Origin of the sequence: Bacillus sp. B1-b2 (genome assembly GCF_009183415.1) — a bacterium.
Taxonomy (GTDB): domain Bacteria; phylum Bacillota; class Bacilli; order Bacillales; family Cytobacillaceae; genus Niallia.
This window is the reverse complement of the sequence record NZ_WEHU01000014.1, coordinates 67,180-82,071: the sequence shown is the minus strand read 5'-3', so window position 1 is coordinate 82,071 and position 14,892 is coordinate 67,180. Positions and strand designations below refer to the sequence as shown.

Annotated in this window: 13 protein-coding genes; 1 reads left to right on the top strand and 12 read right to left on the bottom strand. The window is 35.4% G+C overall.

Translation table 11 applies throughout. The features are described 5' to 3' along the window. Nucleotides 1–5 precede the first annotated feature (5 nt). The 12 genes from F9279_RS14630 to F9279_RS14575 all read right to left on the bottom strand — a co-directional run bounded on the left by F9279_RS14630 (nt 6) and on the right by F9279_RS14575 (nt 13,778). A complete protein-coding gene (locus tag F9279_RS14630; protein WP_152114288.1) occupies nt 6–1,436 on the bottom strand; it encodes a 6-phospho-beta-glucosidase in 1,431 nt (476 codons plus the stop codon). A gap of 13 nt (nt 1,437–1,449) precedes the next feature. Next, nucleotides 1,450–3,333, bottom strand: coding sequence for a beta-glucoside-specific PTS transporter subunit IIABC (locus F9279_RS14625; RefSeq protein ID WP_152114286.1), 1,884 nt, complete (start codon nt 3,331–3,333; stop codon nt 1,450–1,452). Nucleotides 3,334–3,465: 132 nt separating this feature from the next. Beyond that, nucleotides 3,466–4,302, bottom strand: coding sequence for a BglG family transcription antiterminator LicT (gene licT / locus F9279_RS14620; RefSeq protein ID WP_152114284.1), 837 nt, complete (start codon nt 4,300–4,302; stop codon nt 3,466–3,468). 259 nt (nt 4,303–4,561) lie between these two features. Then, nucleotides 4,562–5,521, bottom strand: a complete 960-nt coding sequence (locus tag F9279_RS14615) for a phosphoglycerate dehydrogenase (protein ID WP_152114282.1) — start codon at nt 5,519–5,521, stop codon at nt 4,562–4,564. Nucleotides 5,522–5,624: 103 nt separating this feature from the next. After that, entirely contained in the window at nt 5,625–6,794 is a 1,170-nt protein-coding gene (locus tag F9279_RS14610) for a M20 family metallopeptidase (RefSeq protein WP_152114280.1), read from the bottom strand. 24 nt (nt 6,795–6,818) lie between these two features. After that, a complete protein-coding gene (locus F9279_RS14605; protein ID WP_152114278.1) occupies nt 6,819–8,102 on the bottom strand; it encodes an Nramp family divalent metal transporter in 1,284 nt (427 codons plus the stop codon). A gap of 82 nt (nt 8,103–8,184) precedes the next feature. Next, entirely contained in the window at nt 8,185–8,961 is a 777-nt protein-coding gene (locus F9279_RS14600) for a LamB/YcsF family protein (protein WP_152114276.1), read from the bottom strand. Nucleotides 8,962–8,987: 26 nt separating this feature from the next. Beyond that, nucleotides 8,988–9,947, bottom strand: a complete 960-nt coding sequence (locus tag F9279_RS14595; protein WP_319020766.1) for a biotin-dependent carboxyltransferase family protein — start codon at nt 9,945–9,947, stop codon at nt 8,988–8,990. After that, the gene (pxpB, locus tag F9279_RS14590) at nt 9,944–10,675 is read right to left on the bottom strand and encodes a 5-oxoprolinase subunit PxpB (protein WP_226793550.1); all 732 of its coding nucleotides are present in this window, start codon (nt 10,673–10,675) and stop codon (nt 9,944–9,946) included. The genes F9279_RS14595 and pxpB overlap by 4 nt, the downstream gene beginning before the upstream one ends. Nucleotides 10,676–10,693: 18 nt before the next feature. Beyond that, nucleotides 10,694–11,881, bottom strand: a complete 1,188-nt coding sequence (locus F9279_RS14585; protein WP_226793547.1) for a pyridoxal phosphate-dependent aminotransferase — start codon at nt 11,879–11,881, stop codon at nt 10,694–10,696. A 115-nt stretch (nt 11,882–11,996) separates the two neighbouring features. Continuing rightward, nucleotides 11,997–12,713: a FadR/GntR family transcriptional regulator gene (locus F9279_RS14580; RefSeq protein WP_152114271.1), complete on the bottom strand. Its 717-nt coding sequence runs from the start codon at nt 12,711–12,713 to the stop codon at nt 11,997–11,999. A gap of 21 nt (nt 12,714–12,734) precedes the next feature. After that, the gene (locus F9279_RS14575; RefSeq protein WP_193224586.1) at nt 12,735–13,778 is read right to left on the bottom strand and encodes a homoserine dehydrogenase; all 1,044 of its coding nucleotides are present in this window, start codon (nt 13,776–13,778) and stop codon (nt 12,735–12,737) included. Nucleotides 13,779–13,888: 110 nt separating this feature from the next. Here F9279_RS14575 and F9279_RS14570 point away from each other — a divergent pair, with 110 nt between their 5' ends. Then, nucleotides 13,889–14,512, top strand: a complete 624-nt coding sequence (locus tag F9279_RS14570) for a FadR/GntR family transcriptional regulator (RefSeq protein WP_152114269.1) — start codon at nt 13,889–13,891, stop codon at nt 14,510–14,512. Nucleotides 14,513–14,892 lie beyond the last annotated feature (380 nt).

Sequence of the window (14,892 nt, the reverse complement as noted above, 5' to 3'; positions counted from 1 at the left end):
ACTTATTAATTCGTCAAATCTTCCCCATTAGAAGCAATAACCTTCTTATACCAATGAAAAGACTTCTTCTTCGATCTTTTTAATGTACCGTTTCCTTCATTGTCACGGTCTACATAGATATAACCATAACGTTTCTTCATTTCACCTGTACCTGCAGATACTAAATCAATACATCCCCATGAAGTATAGCCAAGAAGATCCACACCATCTTCATCCACTGCATCTTTCATCGCTTGTATATGTGCTGCTAAATATTCAATGCGATAATCATCTTCCACATAGCCATTTTCATCTGGAATATCCATTGCACCTAGACCATTCTCAACAATAAATAAAGGTTTCTCATAACGATCATATAAGTCATTCATTGTAATACGTAGACCTAATGGATCAATCTGCCATCCCCATTCGCTTGCTTGTAGGTACGGGTTCTTAATTGTCGGAAACAAATTACCTGCCGTTTTTTCCACATTAGAATCTTCTGCAGCTGCCACTCGAGATGCATAATAAGAGAACGAAATGAAATCAACTGTATGATTTTTTAGAACCTCTAAATCATCTTGTGTCATTTCAATTTCAATATTCTTCCTAGCCAAATCTTTTAGAGCATAAGCTGGATAGGCACCTTTTGACTGTACATCTATAAAGAAATAGTTTCCTCTGTCATTTTTCCTTGCTTCCCATACATCTTCTGGTCGGCAACTATAAGGGTAATAACTAGCTGCTGCTAACATGCATCCCACTTTGTTTTCAGGATCTATTTCATGTGCAATTTTTGTCGCTTCAGCACTTGCTACAAGCTCATGATGTGCTGCTTGATATTTTACTTGCTCTTCATTTTCTCCTTCTTCAAAGCATAGACCTGCACCAAGGAATGGCGCATGAAGGATCATATTGATTTCATTGAAAGTTAACCAGTATTTTACTAGTCCTTTATAACGAGTAAATAATACATTACATAAACGTTTATAAAAATCAATCATGATACGATTGCGCCAACCACCATACTGCTCAATCAGATACATTGGACAATCAAAGTGAGTGATGGTTACTAAAGGTTCGATTCCATATTTATGACATTCTTTAAATAGATCTTCATAGAACTTTAAGCCTTCTTCATTCGGCTCCGTTTCATCTCCTTTAGGAAAAATACGGCTCCAAGCAATGGATAATCGATAGGTTTTATATCCCATTTCACCAAATAAAGCAATATCTTCTTTAAAATGATGATACATATCAATAGCTTCTTTTGCTGGATAAAAATATCCTTCTTCAAAGTTATACATTTTCTTTTTACCTGTAATGATGCTTCTACGATCTGGTCCAATTGGAATCAAATCTACATTTGCTAGACCTCTTCCACCTTGATCAAATCCACCTTCACATTGATTTGCCGCGGTTGCTCCGCCCCATAAAAAATCTTTTCTAAATCCCATGATTCATTCCCTCCTATTTCATCACCTTAATTATTTCTTCACTAAATGTAATGGCACCTTCATTTGCTATTAGTATATCTCCTAATTCAGCTGAATTTGTTATAACAACTGGAGTAATGGTTTTAAACCCTTTTGCTTTAATTCCTTTTAAATCAAACTCAATCAATTTATCTCCAATTTGCACTTTCTGATCTTTTTCAACAGAATACTCATACCCTTCACCATTTAGTTGAACCGTATCAATTCCAACATGTATTAATAGTTCAATACCATCGTCACTAGTAATTCCAATGGCGTGTTTCGAGTCAAACACTGCACTTATGGTTCCATTGACTGGTGAAACAACCTTGCCCTCAGATGGTTCGATTGCTACACCTTGTCCTAGTATTTCCTCGGAAAACATCCCGTCATCTACTTGTTTTAAATTGTGTAGAGTTCCTTGCAATGGTGATATGATACTTGCTCCACTAAAATTCACTTTTGTATTTTTCGTTGTTGTTGAATCACTCGACACATTTTCAGAAGTTTCTTCAGCTACTGGATCTTTATATAAAATCAACGTTGCAATAAATGTTACGATAATACTAATTGCTGCCCCAATACAAGCATAATAGAAGAAACTTAATGTATTGTCTCCTATATAACTTGGTAATGTTAATAGACCTGGTGAACCTCCAGAAAAGTTTCTTGTTCTAAAAATACCCATAAATAGTCCACCAGCTGCCCCACCAATCATTGCAGCATATAATGGTGTTTTATATCGTAAGTTGACCCCGTATAGAGCTGGTTCTGTAATACCAAATAATCCTGTTAATCCCGCGGAAAAAGCTAATTGTTTTACCGAACTATCTTTCGTTTTGATACCAACACCAATAGCAGCAGCACCTTGGCTGACATTGGAAGCAAGCATTCCTGGATAAATAACTGTATCATATCCTGTCGTCATACGATTGTTAATTCCAATAGGAACAAGACCATAATGAGTACCTGTTGCCACTAATAATGGCGTAAATGTACCAACCAATAAAGGCACAATCCATGGACTTACAGATTCTAATGCAGTTATTCCGTTGGAGATAGCATCACTAATCATGTAACCAATAGGACCTAATACTACTAAACTAACTGTTCCTACTATAAAAATAGTAATCAATGGTTTACTAAAGAATTTGATTGCTTTAGGTGATACTTTGTCTGCAAGTGGTTCTACATAAGACATAAACCAGACAGAAAGAATAATTGGTATAACTGAAGAAGAATAGGATACTGCTGAAATAGGTAGCCCAAATAGTTGAATAGCTGCTCCACTTTCTTTAGCAGCAGTCACCATAGCCGCGAAATTAGGATGTAACAATATTCCTCCAACCATCATTGCTAAAAACATATTTGCTTTAAATTTCTGTGCAGAAGATGCTGCTAGTAAAATCGGTAAAAAGTAGAAAGCCGCATCTGCCATAAAATTCATAATTTGATAGCTTTGACTTTCTGTTGTTAAAACTTTAAATACAACTAATAGAGATAGAACTGCTTTAAGCATCCCTGCAGCTGTTATAGCTGGAAGGATTGGAGTGAAGATCCCTGTAATAACATCAATTACTTTTGCGAAAGTAGAACGTTTGTCTTCTGTCTTTTCTTCTTCTCTTTCACTAGATATGTTCGTTTGCTTAACAATCTCTTTGTAAACATTTCCGACATCACTTCCAATAATAACTTGGTATTGTCCACCTTTGTTTACTACTCCCATTATTCCAGAAGTATTTTTTAATGATTGTTCGTCTGTATTCTGATCATCCTTTAAATTGAAACGCAATCTTGTGGCACAGTGGGTCAAACTTTTCACATTTTTCTCTCCACCAACTTTGTCGATGATAAGCTTGGCTAGATCTTGGTAGTTCATTGTTTTGTCCTCCATTCTTTTAAAAACCTGAAATGTCTGCTGTAGATAAAAAAGAATAAAAAAATACCTAAATGAATCCCTTAATAATTATTAAGGTTTCATTTAGGTATAGCCTGCATAACAGTAACAATCCTAATCATTCGTTATTCTTTTTATATGTATGGTTAAGTAAATTAACTCATCTTCTTCAAGATCTCTTCCAAATTCCTTTTTAATGTATTCCCTTATTTTCAATGCACAAGCATACTCATTTGTATACTTCTCCTTTAACATGAAAATGAAACTTGATGTGCCTGCATCATCTAATTTAACCCCACTAAATAATCGTTGAAAGAAAAACTTTAAGTGAGTGATAAATCGTTCATAATTCAGCGAATACTCATCTAATTCAATTTTAAAGTGATACTTTATGATATTCAGGATATTTTGGATAACCTTTGCCACTTCAGAAACGCGACTCACTTGTCCCATATCAAGCTCTGCATTTACAATATGTAGAGCAATAAAACCCGCTTCATCTTCTGGTAAATCAACACCAAGTCGGCTTTTCACAATCGATAACGCTTCTTTTCCAATCAGGAACTCATGATTATAAAATCGTTTAATTTCCCAAAGAAGAGCATTCTTAATTTCCATGCCATTCTCAAAGCGCTCAATTGCATAGCTAATGTGATCTGTTAATGTTAAGAAGATATTTTCACTGAGTTTCTTCCCAAGTGACACTTTCGCAAAGCTAATGATTTCATTCGCTACCTGAATATGCTCCAAAGGTATTGAGGAAAGCATCTGAGTTAGTTTATTAACATTCCATTCTTTTGAACTAAGATAGATATTCTCAATTTTCGTCTCGTCAATTGGATCTCCGACTTTTTTCTTAAAGCCAAGTCCACTACCCATAACGACAATTTCCTGATTATCTTGATTCCTAGACAATACTATATTATTATTAATTACTTTACATACATTCATAGATAGTCCCTATTCTTTTATTTTCATTATCTACAACAAAATAATAGGTATAGCCCACAATAAAGCGGTAACAATCCTTTAAAATCAGTCTATCATAGGAAATTTACGGTGTCAATTTGAGTTTTTACTATTTTCATAATCATGATTTGGGAATTTCTCCTCAAATAAACAGCCCTCCATTATCCTGGAAGGCTGTTGATTTCATCCATGTTCCTTAAGAATTAACCTTATAAATACTCAATAATCACTTAACAAGAAATTACACTCTCTCCTTAGGAACAACCAAGTAATCTAGTTCTTCCTTATTAATTAGCTTCTTTATATTAGAGATAGATAAATCCCCTATTCTCTTAATTGATTCAAAGGTTGCTCCACCAATGTGTGGGGTCGCAACAATTTCATTCCTTTTTGGCAAGTCATTTATTGGTGGCTCTACCTCAAACACATCTAAAGCTGCACCTCTAATCTTATTACTCTCTAATGCATGAACTAAGTCTACTTCGTTAATTAGTGGACCACGTGAAATATTTATAATATAAGCTGTTGGTTTCATGATGTTTAATGTTTCTATATTTATTAAATGCTTGTTTTTTTCATTTAGGGAAGTAGCAATAATAATGTAGTCAGCTGTTTGAAACAGTTCTTCTTTTTCTACAAATCTCACATTCAATGTATCTGCTGCTTGTTGATTTGGATAGTTAGTATAAACTACTGTATCCATTTCAAATCCTGTAGCCCGTTTTGCGATTGCTTTAGCAATGGATCCAAATCCTATGATTCCAAGCTTCTTTTGGTAAATTTCATTCCCCATCGATAGCTCCCAATGTCCAGATTTTATTTCCTTATCTTTTGTGGGGATATTTCTAGCAGCTGATAACATTAACCCGAAAGCAAGGTCAGCGGCAGATTGAGCATTGACACCAGGGGCATTGGAAACCAAAATCCCTTTCTCATGTGCATAATCTATATCAATATTGTCATAGCCTGCTCCATATTTAATAATGTATTTTAAATGAGGGGCTGCTTCTATCACTTCGCTATTAATTTTGACTACTGCAACAATGATAATATCCACGTCTTTTACTTCTTTTTTCAACTCTTCCTTTGCAATTCCATTATCTGTATATAATATTTTGACTTCTCCTAGTTGTTTGGCATCTTCTAAAAATTGTGGATTTGCTTCATAAAAAGCATCTCTTAACATGATTAAGATTTTCATCTTTGACCTCCGTGCTAATATTTTGTCTATCATAAAGCTATGACTTGTTATATTTTTTAAAGAGTATATGTCTATAAGCCTAATAGAAGGCTTGTTACTATTATTATGCTTTTAACAGCTCATAGAGAGTCAGAGCATATATGTTTGCTGCAGTTACTACTTCTGTTATCTCCACATATTCATCTGGAATGTGACCAACTTTAATTTTTCCTGGACCAAAGATAACGGTCGGGATTTTTCCTTGATTCACTAAATAGTCAACATCACAATGCTGAGGTGTACCGGAGAAAGTTGGCGGTAATTCTAATAGATGGAATGCATGGACCATACTTTCTACTATTTTCTCATTTGATTCCACTAGTGACGGTTTAGAGGAGTAAGTCAATTCAGCGGTGGCTTTAAACTGTGCATCTTGTACAGATAACTTATCGAGAATCTCTAAGATTTCCTGGTAGAAATCCTCACCATTTTCACCTGGAACTAAAAAACGAGAAACTTTTAATGTACATTCATCTGGGACCACACTTGATCTTTCTCCGCCTTCTATAACACCTAGTACGATGGAACCATCACCTGTTAACGGATGATATCCTGGCTTCATTAGGGATATCTCATGTGCTACTTTCATCATGGAATGAATGGCGTTAACTCCTTCAAAAGGAGTACTTCCATGTGCTCTTTTGCCAATTGTCTTAACTTCTACCTCGGCCATTCCACCACCAGCAAGACCAATATTCATATCAATCGCTTCTCCGTTTATTGCCATATCTGCTTGAAAGCCATCATTCAACAGTTTGACAGTACCTTTTTGCATCGCATCCTGCACTTCTTCCTTTACTACATAAGTTAAAGCAATTTCACCTGCTAGATCCGCTTTGGATTCTATTAGCGCTTTTACAGCCATAATTTGAGAAGCAATACTAGATTTACAATCACAGCTGCCTCTACCATAAATTCTATTTCCAACCACTTCTCCCCCTATTGGGTCGAATGTCCATCCCTCTCCATAGCCTACTGTATCCATGTGGCTATTAAGTGCTATTCGAGGTCCTGGCTTTGAACCTTTTAATCTAGCAATCACATTCCCGTGAGCGTCAATGGTAGATTCTAAGCCTAAACCTAAACATACTTTATTTAAATAATGGGCGATTTCCGCCTCATTCCCACTTATACTTGGAATTCGTACTAAATCCTGCAATAAGGTAATAATCTCACTCTCATTAATTTTTGCCAAAATATCTTCTTGTGTCTTTTCCAACATTTCGCTATTCATACTAATCTCCTTTCTTTCTCCAGATTAAATTAAACCAAATAATGATAGAAATACTCTTAAAGCAAGAACACTTACAACTAACAAAATGAATCCATAGATTATATTTTGCTTCGTACTATTAACTGCTTCACCTAGGAAACTTTTCTTATTACAAAGGATAATGATAAATGTTGCTACAACTGGAAGTGCTAATCCATTCAAGGCTTGAGCTGTAACAATTAAAGAAACTGGAACTGCATCAAAAAGCATGATAATCCCAATCGGAATAAGACTTGTCAACAGCATAACGATTCTGCTTCGTGTAGCTTTAAAGTTTTCTTCCTTACCAAGAGATTGATTCATTAACATACAGGCTAGAGATATTTGATATAACCCAGAGGAAAATCCTGCAGCCCATAATCCAAGAGCAAAAAGAATACCTGCATAACGACCAAGTAATGGTGTTAATTGAGCTGCCATGTCAGCAGCACTTGTAATTTCAATACCTTGGCCATATATAACAGTACCTGCACATATAATAATTGCTATTGTTATTAACCCAGTTCCTACCATGTTAACCCTTAAATCAAACAAGGATAATTTCATTTCTTTCGAGACTGATAGATTTTGTGTTGTGGTATACTTCTTTTTCATAAAGGCGGATAATCCTAGAACAATATTAGGAGGCATTGTTGTTGCGAGTAAGGCAATGACTAACCAGTAATCTCCACCAGGTATTTGAAAAGAAAATCCTTCTGTAACTAAATTTCCTATATTCGGACCAGAAGAAAAAGCTGTAAGAACAAATGCTAGTATCATTAAGGCAATTAAGGCCATATTAATATTTTCCAAAATTTTATAAACACCTATCCATGCAATAGCAAGGGCAACAACAGACATGGATAGAGCCCACATGGTTAGAGAGATGTTTGGTAGAAAATAATTTAGTGCCATTGCAGCACCAGTAAAGTTACCAGCTTGAAAGGCAATAGCTCCAACTAAAACGGTAATAAAGAGAAATATGGAAGCAGGTTTTCCTATATGATTTCTTACTCCTTCCATGATGGATACTTTTTTATGCAAAGTAATTCTTATGGCGGGCTCTTGATAAAAGTAAGCAAAGACACAAGAAAGAACGACAATCCAGAGAGCTTGATATCCATAAGTTGCACCTGTGACAGATGCAGTTGTTACACTTCCTGGTCCAATAATCCCAGCAGCCACAATAGCTGCAGGACCTAATGCTTTTAAATAATCTATACTTGTTAGCTTTTCTTTTTGGCTTGTAACTGATTGAGTTTTTTCTTTTACTAATTTTTCTACTTGCATTTAATTAGCCCCCTTTATATTTGAACTATTCACCTACCATCCAATGTGTGTGACAAAAATCTGCTTTCCTTCAATAGGTACCTCATTCTTTTTCTATCCATTCTCCTAAAGGAAGAATCTCTACACCATTCTCCAATAAGGTAGATTTAATTTGATGAATAAGCTGCAAAGATCCTTCTGTATCACCGTGTACTAATAAAGTGTGTCCATGTATGTCCATTTCCTCACCAGTAATAGCTGTTACTTTCTTTTCTAACACCATCTTCAAGGTACGTGTAAGGATTGTTTCAGGGTCTGTTATAACGGAATTTGGCTCTTTACGCGAAACAAGGGAACCGTCTACATGATAAGCTCGATCTGCAAATATAGTAATAGCTGTAGTCAGCCCTCTTTCTTTACATGCTTCTAGTAAACAACCTGGCTGTGTCATGACTATAAGAGATGAATCGAAATCTTTAATGGCTTCTGCAATAGCAGCAGCATAAATAGGGCTATCATTAGCCATATTTCCTAGCTGCCCATGTGGAAGAATATGCTGTAGGTTAACGTCGTTTGCTTTTGTAAAGGCAGATATAGCCCCAACTTGATAGAGTACATCGGTATATACTTCTTCATAGGTTAAATCCATGTTTCTTCTTCCAAAGCCAACTAAATCAGGAAATCCTGGATGTGCTCCAATTCCTGTCCCAAACTTTTTTGCTGATTGAACAGCCTTTTGTATTGTCCTTGGATCACCTGCATGAAAACCACAAGCAATATTGGCTGATGATACAATCTCCAATATCCTATCATCATCTGTAATACTGTATTTTCCGAATCCTTCTCCAAGATCTGCACATATATCAATTATTGGCTTCACAAGTACCCCTCCTTCTTTACTAGTTGTTAATTCTTTCTAATATGAGTATTATTCTTACTTAAAATAGCTAACCATTTCATTTGTTTCTTCCATTCTTCTTGAGCTTCTTGTATAGAAACAGGCTGAAATTTAATGAAATCACCAGGTTTCTTTTGAGCTACTAGAGGAAGATCTGCACCAATGACCATGCCAATTTTCATATAGCCACCTGACATTTGGCAGTCTGCCATTAGAATAATTGGCTTCCCATTAGCAGGGACTTGAATTGTTCCTGGAGCTACAAATTCGCTAAGTATATCTGCAGATTTTTTATGTAACAGCGTTTCTCCTTCGAGTCGATAGCCCATTCGATCTGATTGATTGGTAACCTGATAGGAACTACTTACAAATTGCGTCTTCGATTCTTCTCTAAACTCCTTATCATGAGGTCCCCATACAAATCTAATAGATTCATTATTAAAAATATTCCGAATATAAAAGTCAGGTATTCCTCTGTTCTTCACTTCTTTTATCCAATTAGAATCAATTGGACCAATGGGGATTTCATCATTTTTCTGGAGTGCTCTTCCTTCCATTCCTCCATACGCTCCCCGAATAAAAGTAGACTTACTTCCCAGTATTTCTGGAACATTTAGACCACCAAGAACGGCAAGATAACTGCGACACCCACTTTTAGGTACTCCGAATTTTAATAGATCTCCATCTTGTATGTGGACAGCTCTCCACATTTGCAGGTGTTTCCCATTTAATGTTGGCGATAAATCTGCTCCTGTAATAGCGATAATCCCTTCTCCCTTGAAGCTTAGCTCTGGTCCAACTAATGTTATTTCTAAGGCAGCGTAATTCAGGGGATTTCCTACAATAATATTGGCTAGTTTCAAGGATAGACAATCCATTGCTCCTGATGCCGAAATACCAAAGGACTGATAAGATTGTCTCCCAAGGTCTTGAATGGTTGTTAATAAACCTGGTTTTATACATGTCATATATTCCATAATGAATCCCACTCTTTTTGTACTTGTGCATTCCAGCTCTTAGCATGCTCTGCAGTTATTGGTTCATATTTAACAAAATCTCCTGCTAATAAAACGTTCGGAGGGTGATTTGTCACATCAAAGATTTCCATTGGAGTCCAACCAACTAAATGCCATCCTCCTGGAGATTCCATTGTATAAATATCTGTCATACGATTTGCGATAGCAACCGTACCTTTTGGAACCTTTATTCTTGGATTAGCCTTTCTCGGAATAGAAATTCTTTCATCTAGATCCCCCATATAAGGAAGACCAGCAATAAATCCAATCATATACACGTAATAGCTCTTTGCACAAATCATGTTAATAATCTCTGGAACACTGTAGCCCGTTATCTTAGCTATTTCAGGTAAATCTGGTCCGTACTGTTCATCAAATACAACTGGTATATGAACAGTTCGACTTTTTTGTTTTGAACTATTAATATCCTTTAATTCCATTTGTTGAAGTTCATGTGTTAATTGTTCATAACTAATTAATATGGGATCATAGAGAATAGTTAGATTACTCATTGCTGTAATAACATCTCTTACTCCTTTAATCTGGAGAGATTTTATCATTTTGGCATAGTATTGAACAGTTTGGTTATTTTCTATAGATAAAATATCCTCAAACTGAAGAATTACCATCTGTTCTCCCATTGGCAGATAATCAAACTTTCTTTTTGGTTTTATCTCCAATTCTACTCACCTCTAAAACTACCCTTTTACTTTTAATTTCTTTAGAGCATCTGCTAATCGATCCATCGCCTCGTCAATTTGCTTATATTCCGTTGAATAGGCCATACGAATATACCCCTCACCAAATTCTCCAAATGCAGATCCTGGAACACACGCAATCTGAGCTTCTCTTAAGAAAAAGGTTGCCAATTCTTTAGAAGTCATTCCTGTTTCTTTAAAGGAAGGAAATACGTAAAACGCTCCTTTTGGAATAACACAGCTAACATCCTCTAATTCACTTAATCTTTTCACTAATAACTGACGACGTTGATCAAACTCTTTTACCATTTCTACAACAGGTTCTTGTGTGCCCATATATGCAGCAACCGCTCCATATTGTGCAAAGGAAGTAGCACTTGACGTGTTATATTGATGCACTTTCATAATTGGTTGGATTAACTTGGCAGGACCAGCCGCATAGCCTAATCTCCAGCCATCCATTGCATAGGCCTTTGAAAAGCCGTTAATTGTAATTGTTCTCTCAAACATACCTGGTAAGGAAGCAATACTGATATGTTCCGTTCCATCGTAGATCAATTTTTCATAAATCTCATCAGAGAGAACTAATAAATCATGCTTAATAGCGATCTCAGCCATTTCTATCAAATAGGATTCAGGTAACACAGCTCCAGTCGGATTATGCGGAGAATTTAAAATAAGCATTTTCGTTCGGCCAGTTAACCTATCTCGTATGTCATCAGGATTAAGAATAAAGCCCTCCTCTTCACGAAGTGGAATGGACACTACTACTCCTCCAGCCAGTTCAACAATATATTGATATTCAAGCCAAGCAGGATCAGGTATTAACACCTCGTCACCAGGGTTAATAAACCCTAGAATCATACTTACAATTGCTTCCTTACACCCAACAGATACAACTACTTCTTTATTAGGATCGACAGTAATCTTATTTTCTCTTTTTAACTTATCTGCAATTGCTTCTCTTAATTCTTGTATTCCATTATTTGCAGTATAGTGAACATATCCTTGTTTTAATGCATCATACGTAGCTATTTTAATATGTTCTGGTGTATCAAAATCAGGTCTTCCTATTTCCATATGAGTAATGTTTATCCCACGCTTTTGCATGGCATTTGCTTCATCAAAGATCTCTCTAATACTAGAGAAAGGGATATTCGTTATGCGGTTTGAAAATTCAATAGACACTGTAAGTTCCTCCAAACGTATTTTCGTATTTTTATTTAATAGTTTGTTTCTTTAGACTTAGAATTCTATTTAAACTGCTCTATGAATCTTAGCTAAAAACATTTTAAATCCTTATTTAAATCGGTAAAGTATGACTCCAAACCTTCGTTTCATTGTTCAACAAGTGCTCTAAAGCGTATGCTCTGGCTCTTTCTGGATTACGGCCTTTGATTGCTTGAATGATTCGTTGATGTTCTTCATGACTCTCTTTAAAGTAGCGGTCGGAAATCTGCTTGGATTGGTTTTTAGAAATGGTTAAGGCTTCTAAATAATAAGGTGCGATAAAATCAAATATTCTTTCGTACATGCTATTACAAGATGCAAGGATGATTAACTGGTGAAAAGTAAAATCTTCCTTAATCCCTGTTTCTCCGTTTTTATTCACTTCAATTAGTTTTAAATGTGCCTTCTCGATCGCCTCCAATTGTTCAGGGCTAGCTCTTTCAGCTGCTAAAGCAGTTGCCTCCACTTCAACTCCTCTTCGAAATTCTAAGATGTCCTGTAATGCATGTTTATCTACAATTAATTTGTTTGTCATTTGATCAATAAATGTGGCTCCACTTGTTTCTTTTAAAATGCTCCCAACACCAGGTTTTTTCTCAATTATGCCTCTAGCAGCAAGCACACTTAATGCTTCTCTTACAGCTGTTTTACTTACTTTGAAGTACTCCATTAATTCATTTTCAGATGGAAGCTTTTCGCCTGGCTTAATATTTTCCTTTTGTATATAAAGGATAATGCTTGATACGATTTCTTCATAAAGACTTCTCTTTTTAATCGATTCTAAAGCCAATTTTATTCTCCTCTCCTACCTTCAGGCCCTTATCAACTGAGTGTTTGCCTCATTCTTGTATAGATTGATGACATCCTTTAGCGCTGCAGCTGCTGCTCCTTTTGGATGGGAAGCTCCACCAGTTGCACAAATTGTTCCCATTTCCTCTGTTTCAAAAAGAATCCCTTTATTCGTTCCATTTACATAAAACAAAGGATGATTTTCGTCAAGCTCAGTAGGTTTAACCTCTAGGATGGTTTGGTCATTTTCCCTGTAAGCACTCGCTATTAGTTTAACCCGTTTCTTTCTTTTCGCTATTTCCTCCATCCTTTCACTTGTCAATTTCTCTATTCCTTCTATTGCTACATCCTTTATGGTGTAATCCATCCCGAAGAGTTCGTTAGCTAACAACAAGATCTTATAGGCACTATCAAACCCCTTGATATCTAAACTAGGATTTGCTTCTGCAATTCCTCTTTCCTTTGCAATCTGTAAAGCATCTTCAAACGAAATATTCTCGTTGTTCATACTAGTTAGAATAAAGTTAGAAGTACCATTCAAGATTCCCTCTATCTTCGTAATCGTACAGCCAGATAAGCAATCATCTCCTATATCAATAGTAGGAAGAGCAGCTGCGGTGGCACCGCTGAATTTTAATCGTGATTCCTTATTTGCTGCCACCTTTTTTATTAGCGGAAAAGAGTGAACTAAAGCACCTTTTGAAACAGAGACAATATCAGCACCTGCATGGATAGCTTCTAATATGTAGGAAAGACCTGGTTCGCCATTTTCCACATTGGTTGGTGTGCATTCAACCAGTACATCAGCTTCATAAATTGGATTAATAAACGAAACTTGTTTTTTCTTTGAATACTCTATTAAGGCATTTGAACCTATTTCATCCTCTATAAGTGTCTGCAAATCTAAGCCCTCTTGTTGATAAATCATTCCTTTGCTTCCAATGATTCCTGTAACAGTTAATGTAAAGCCATACTTATCTTTTATTGTTTCTGCTTTATCCACAATCAGTTTGCAAAACTCTTTTGCTACAATTCCATAGCCTGTAATAATAATTGTTTTTTCCATATATATACTCCTTTAGATAAAAATCACTTCTTGAAACAATGAACAAAGGTATATAATTAAAGTCATAAAACCAACGACTTAGTATTCCTATAATAATGGAGGAATGAAAAATGGATGAAAATCACTTTTTAATAAAACGTCAATTCAAAACCTTTGAACAAGCAGCAAATCAGATTGCTAACTTTATAGTAGAAGAACAATTACCAATAGGAACAAAAATTCCTCCTGAAAGACAATTAAGTGAACAATTAAATATTAGTCGCCCTTCTGTTCGAGAAGGTTTGAGAGTATTAAATCTATTAAAATATCTAGATTCTCGCCAAGGAGAAGGTACTTTTGTTTCCACATCCCCACCTTTCCTGCTTCCTGACAGCCTTGTTGAAATTAGCATGGATGAAGAAAAGCAACGGAATTACTATGGAATCTTTTTAATGTGTTCAGAGAAAATCATTCTCTCTTCACTAAAAGCGGATATTCCAGTAGAGATGAAAAACTATCCCCGAAATTCTCACCACCCTTTTTGGGTTAATTTTATTAATCTTATTGAAAGTCATAGAGCTAGTTGTAAAAAACCTTATTTATTGGCACTTTGGGATAATATTTATGTGCTCCTAGAAGATAATAATTTCTTTCAATACTATCAAGCTAATGTAGCCATAGAAGAACTACAAATGACAATAGAGGAAAAAGATATCCTAAAAATACTTGCCCTGTTTGAGAATCTTCACTATTGATTCTACAGGGTTTATTTTTTAGAAATATGCAATATAAGATATTTACTCTGTTCCAAAGATAATATGGTCAGACCAATTATAACTTAATTAATATTGTTAGATTTTCTGACAATATTAAGATATTTCGTTATTATTAGGCGTTATACTAAAATGAATTGTGGAATATTATGCTGATTCAATGAAGAATTTTCATTTGGTGTATTTTCATGTGAGTTATTATAACATCGATTACTTATATGGGTTATCATATAGCACTATTTATGGTTTGTAAATAGTAATTTATTTAATTTTCTAAAAAATTAGTTTAGTTCAATTCATGGAATCGTTTCCTTTTCTATCAGAACACTATCCTAGTTAATATGTATTAATATGGTTGGAAT

What these genes read in the sequence shown, in the direction of transcription:
- F9279_RS14630 (WP_152114288.1), bottom strand. Translation starts at nt 1,436, where the DNA reads ATGGGATTTAGAAAAGATTTTTTATGGGGCGGAGCAACCGCGGCAAAT.
- F9279_RS14610 (WP_152114280.1), bottom strand. Translation starts at nt 6,794, where the DNA reads ATGAATAGCGAAATGTTGGAAAAGACACAAGAAGATATTTTGGCAAAA.
- F9279_RS14625 (WP_152114286.1), bottom strand. Translation starts at nt 3,333, where the DNA reads ATGAACTACCAAGATCTAGCCAAGCTTATCATCGACAAAGTTGGTGGA.
- F9279_RS14595 (WP_319020766.1), bottom strand. Translation starts at nt 9,947, where the DNA reads ATGACATGTATAAAACCAGGTTTATTAACAACCATTCAAGACCTTGGG.
- F9279_RS14605 (WP_152114278.1), bottom strand. Translation starts at nt 8,102, where the DNA reads ATGCAAGTAGAAAAATTAGTAAAAGAAAAAACTCAATCAGTTACAAGC.
- licT (WP_152114284.1), bottom strand. Translation starts at nt 4,302, where the DNA reads ATGAATGTATGTAAAGTAATTAATAATAATATAGTATTGTCTAGGAAT.
- F9279_RS14615 (WP_152114282.1), bottom strand. Translation starts at nt 5,521, where the DNA reads ATGAAAATCTTAATCATGTTAAGAGATGCTTTTTATGAAGCAAATCCA.
- F9279_RS14575 (WP_193224586.1), bottom strand. Translation starts at nt 13,778, where the DNA reads ATGGAAAAAACAATTATTATTACAGGCTATGGAATTGTAGCAAAAGAG.
- F9279_RS14570 (WP_152114269.1), top strand. Translation starts at nt 13,889, where the DNA reads ATGGATGAAAATCACTTTTTAATAAAACGTCAATTCAAAACCTTTGAA.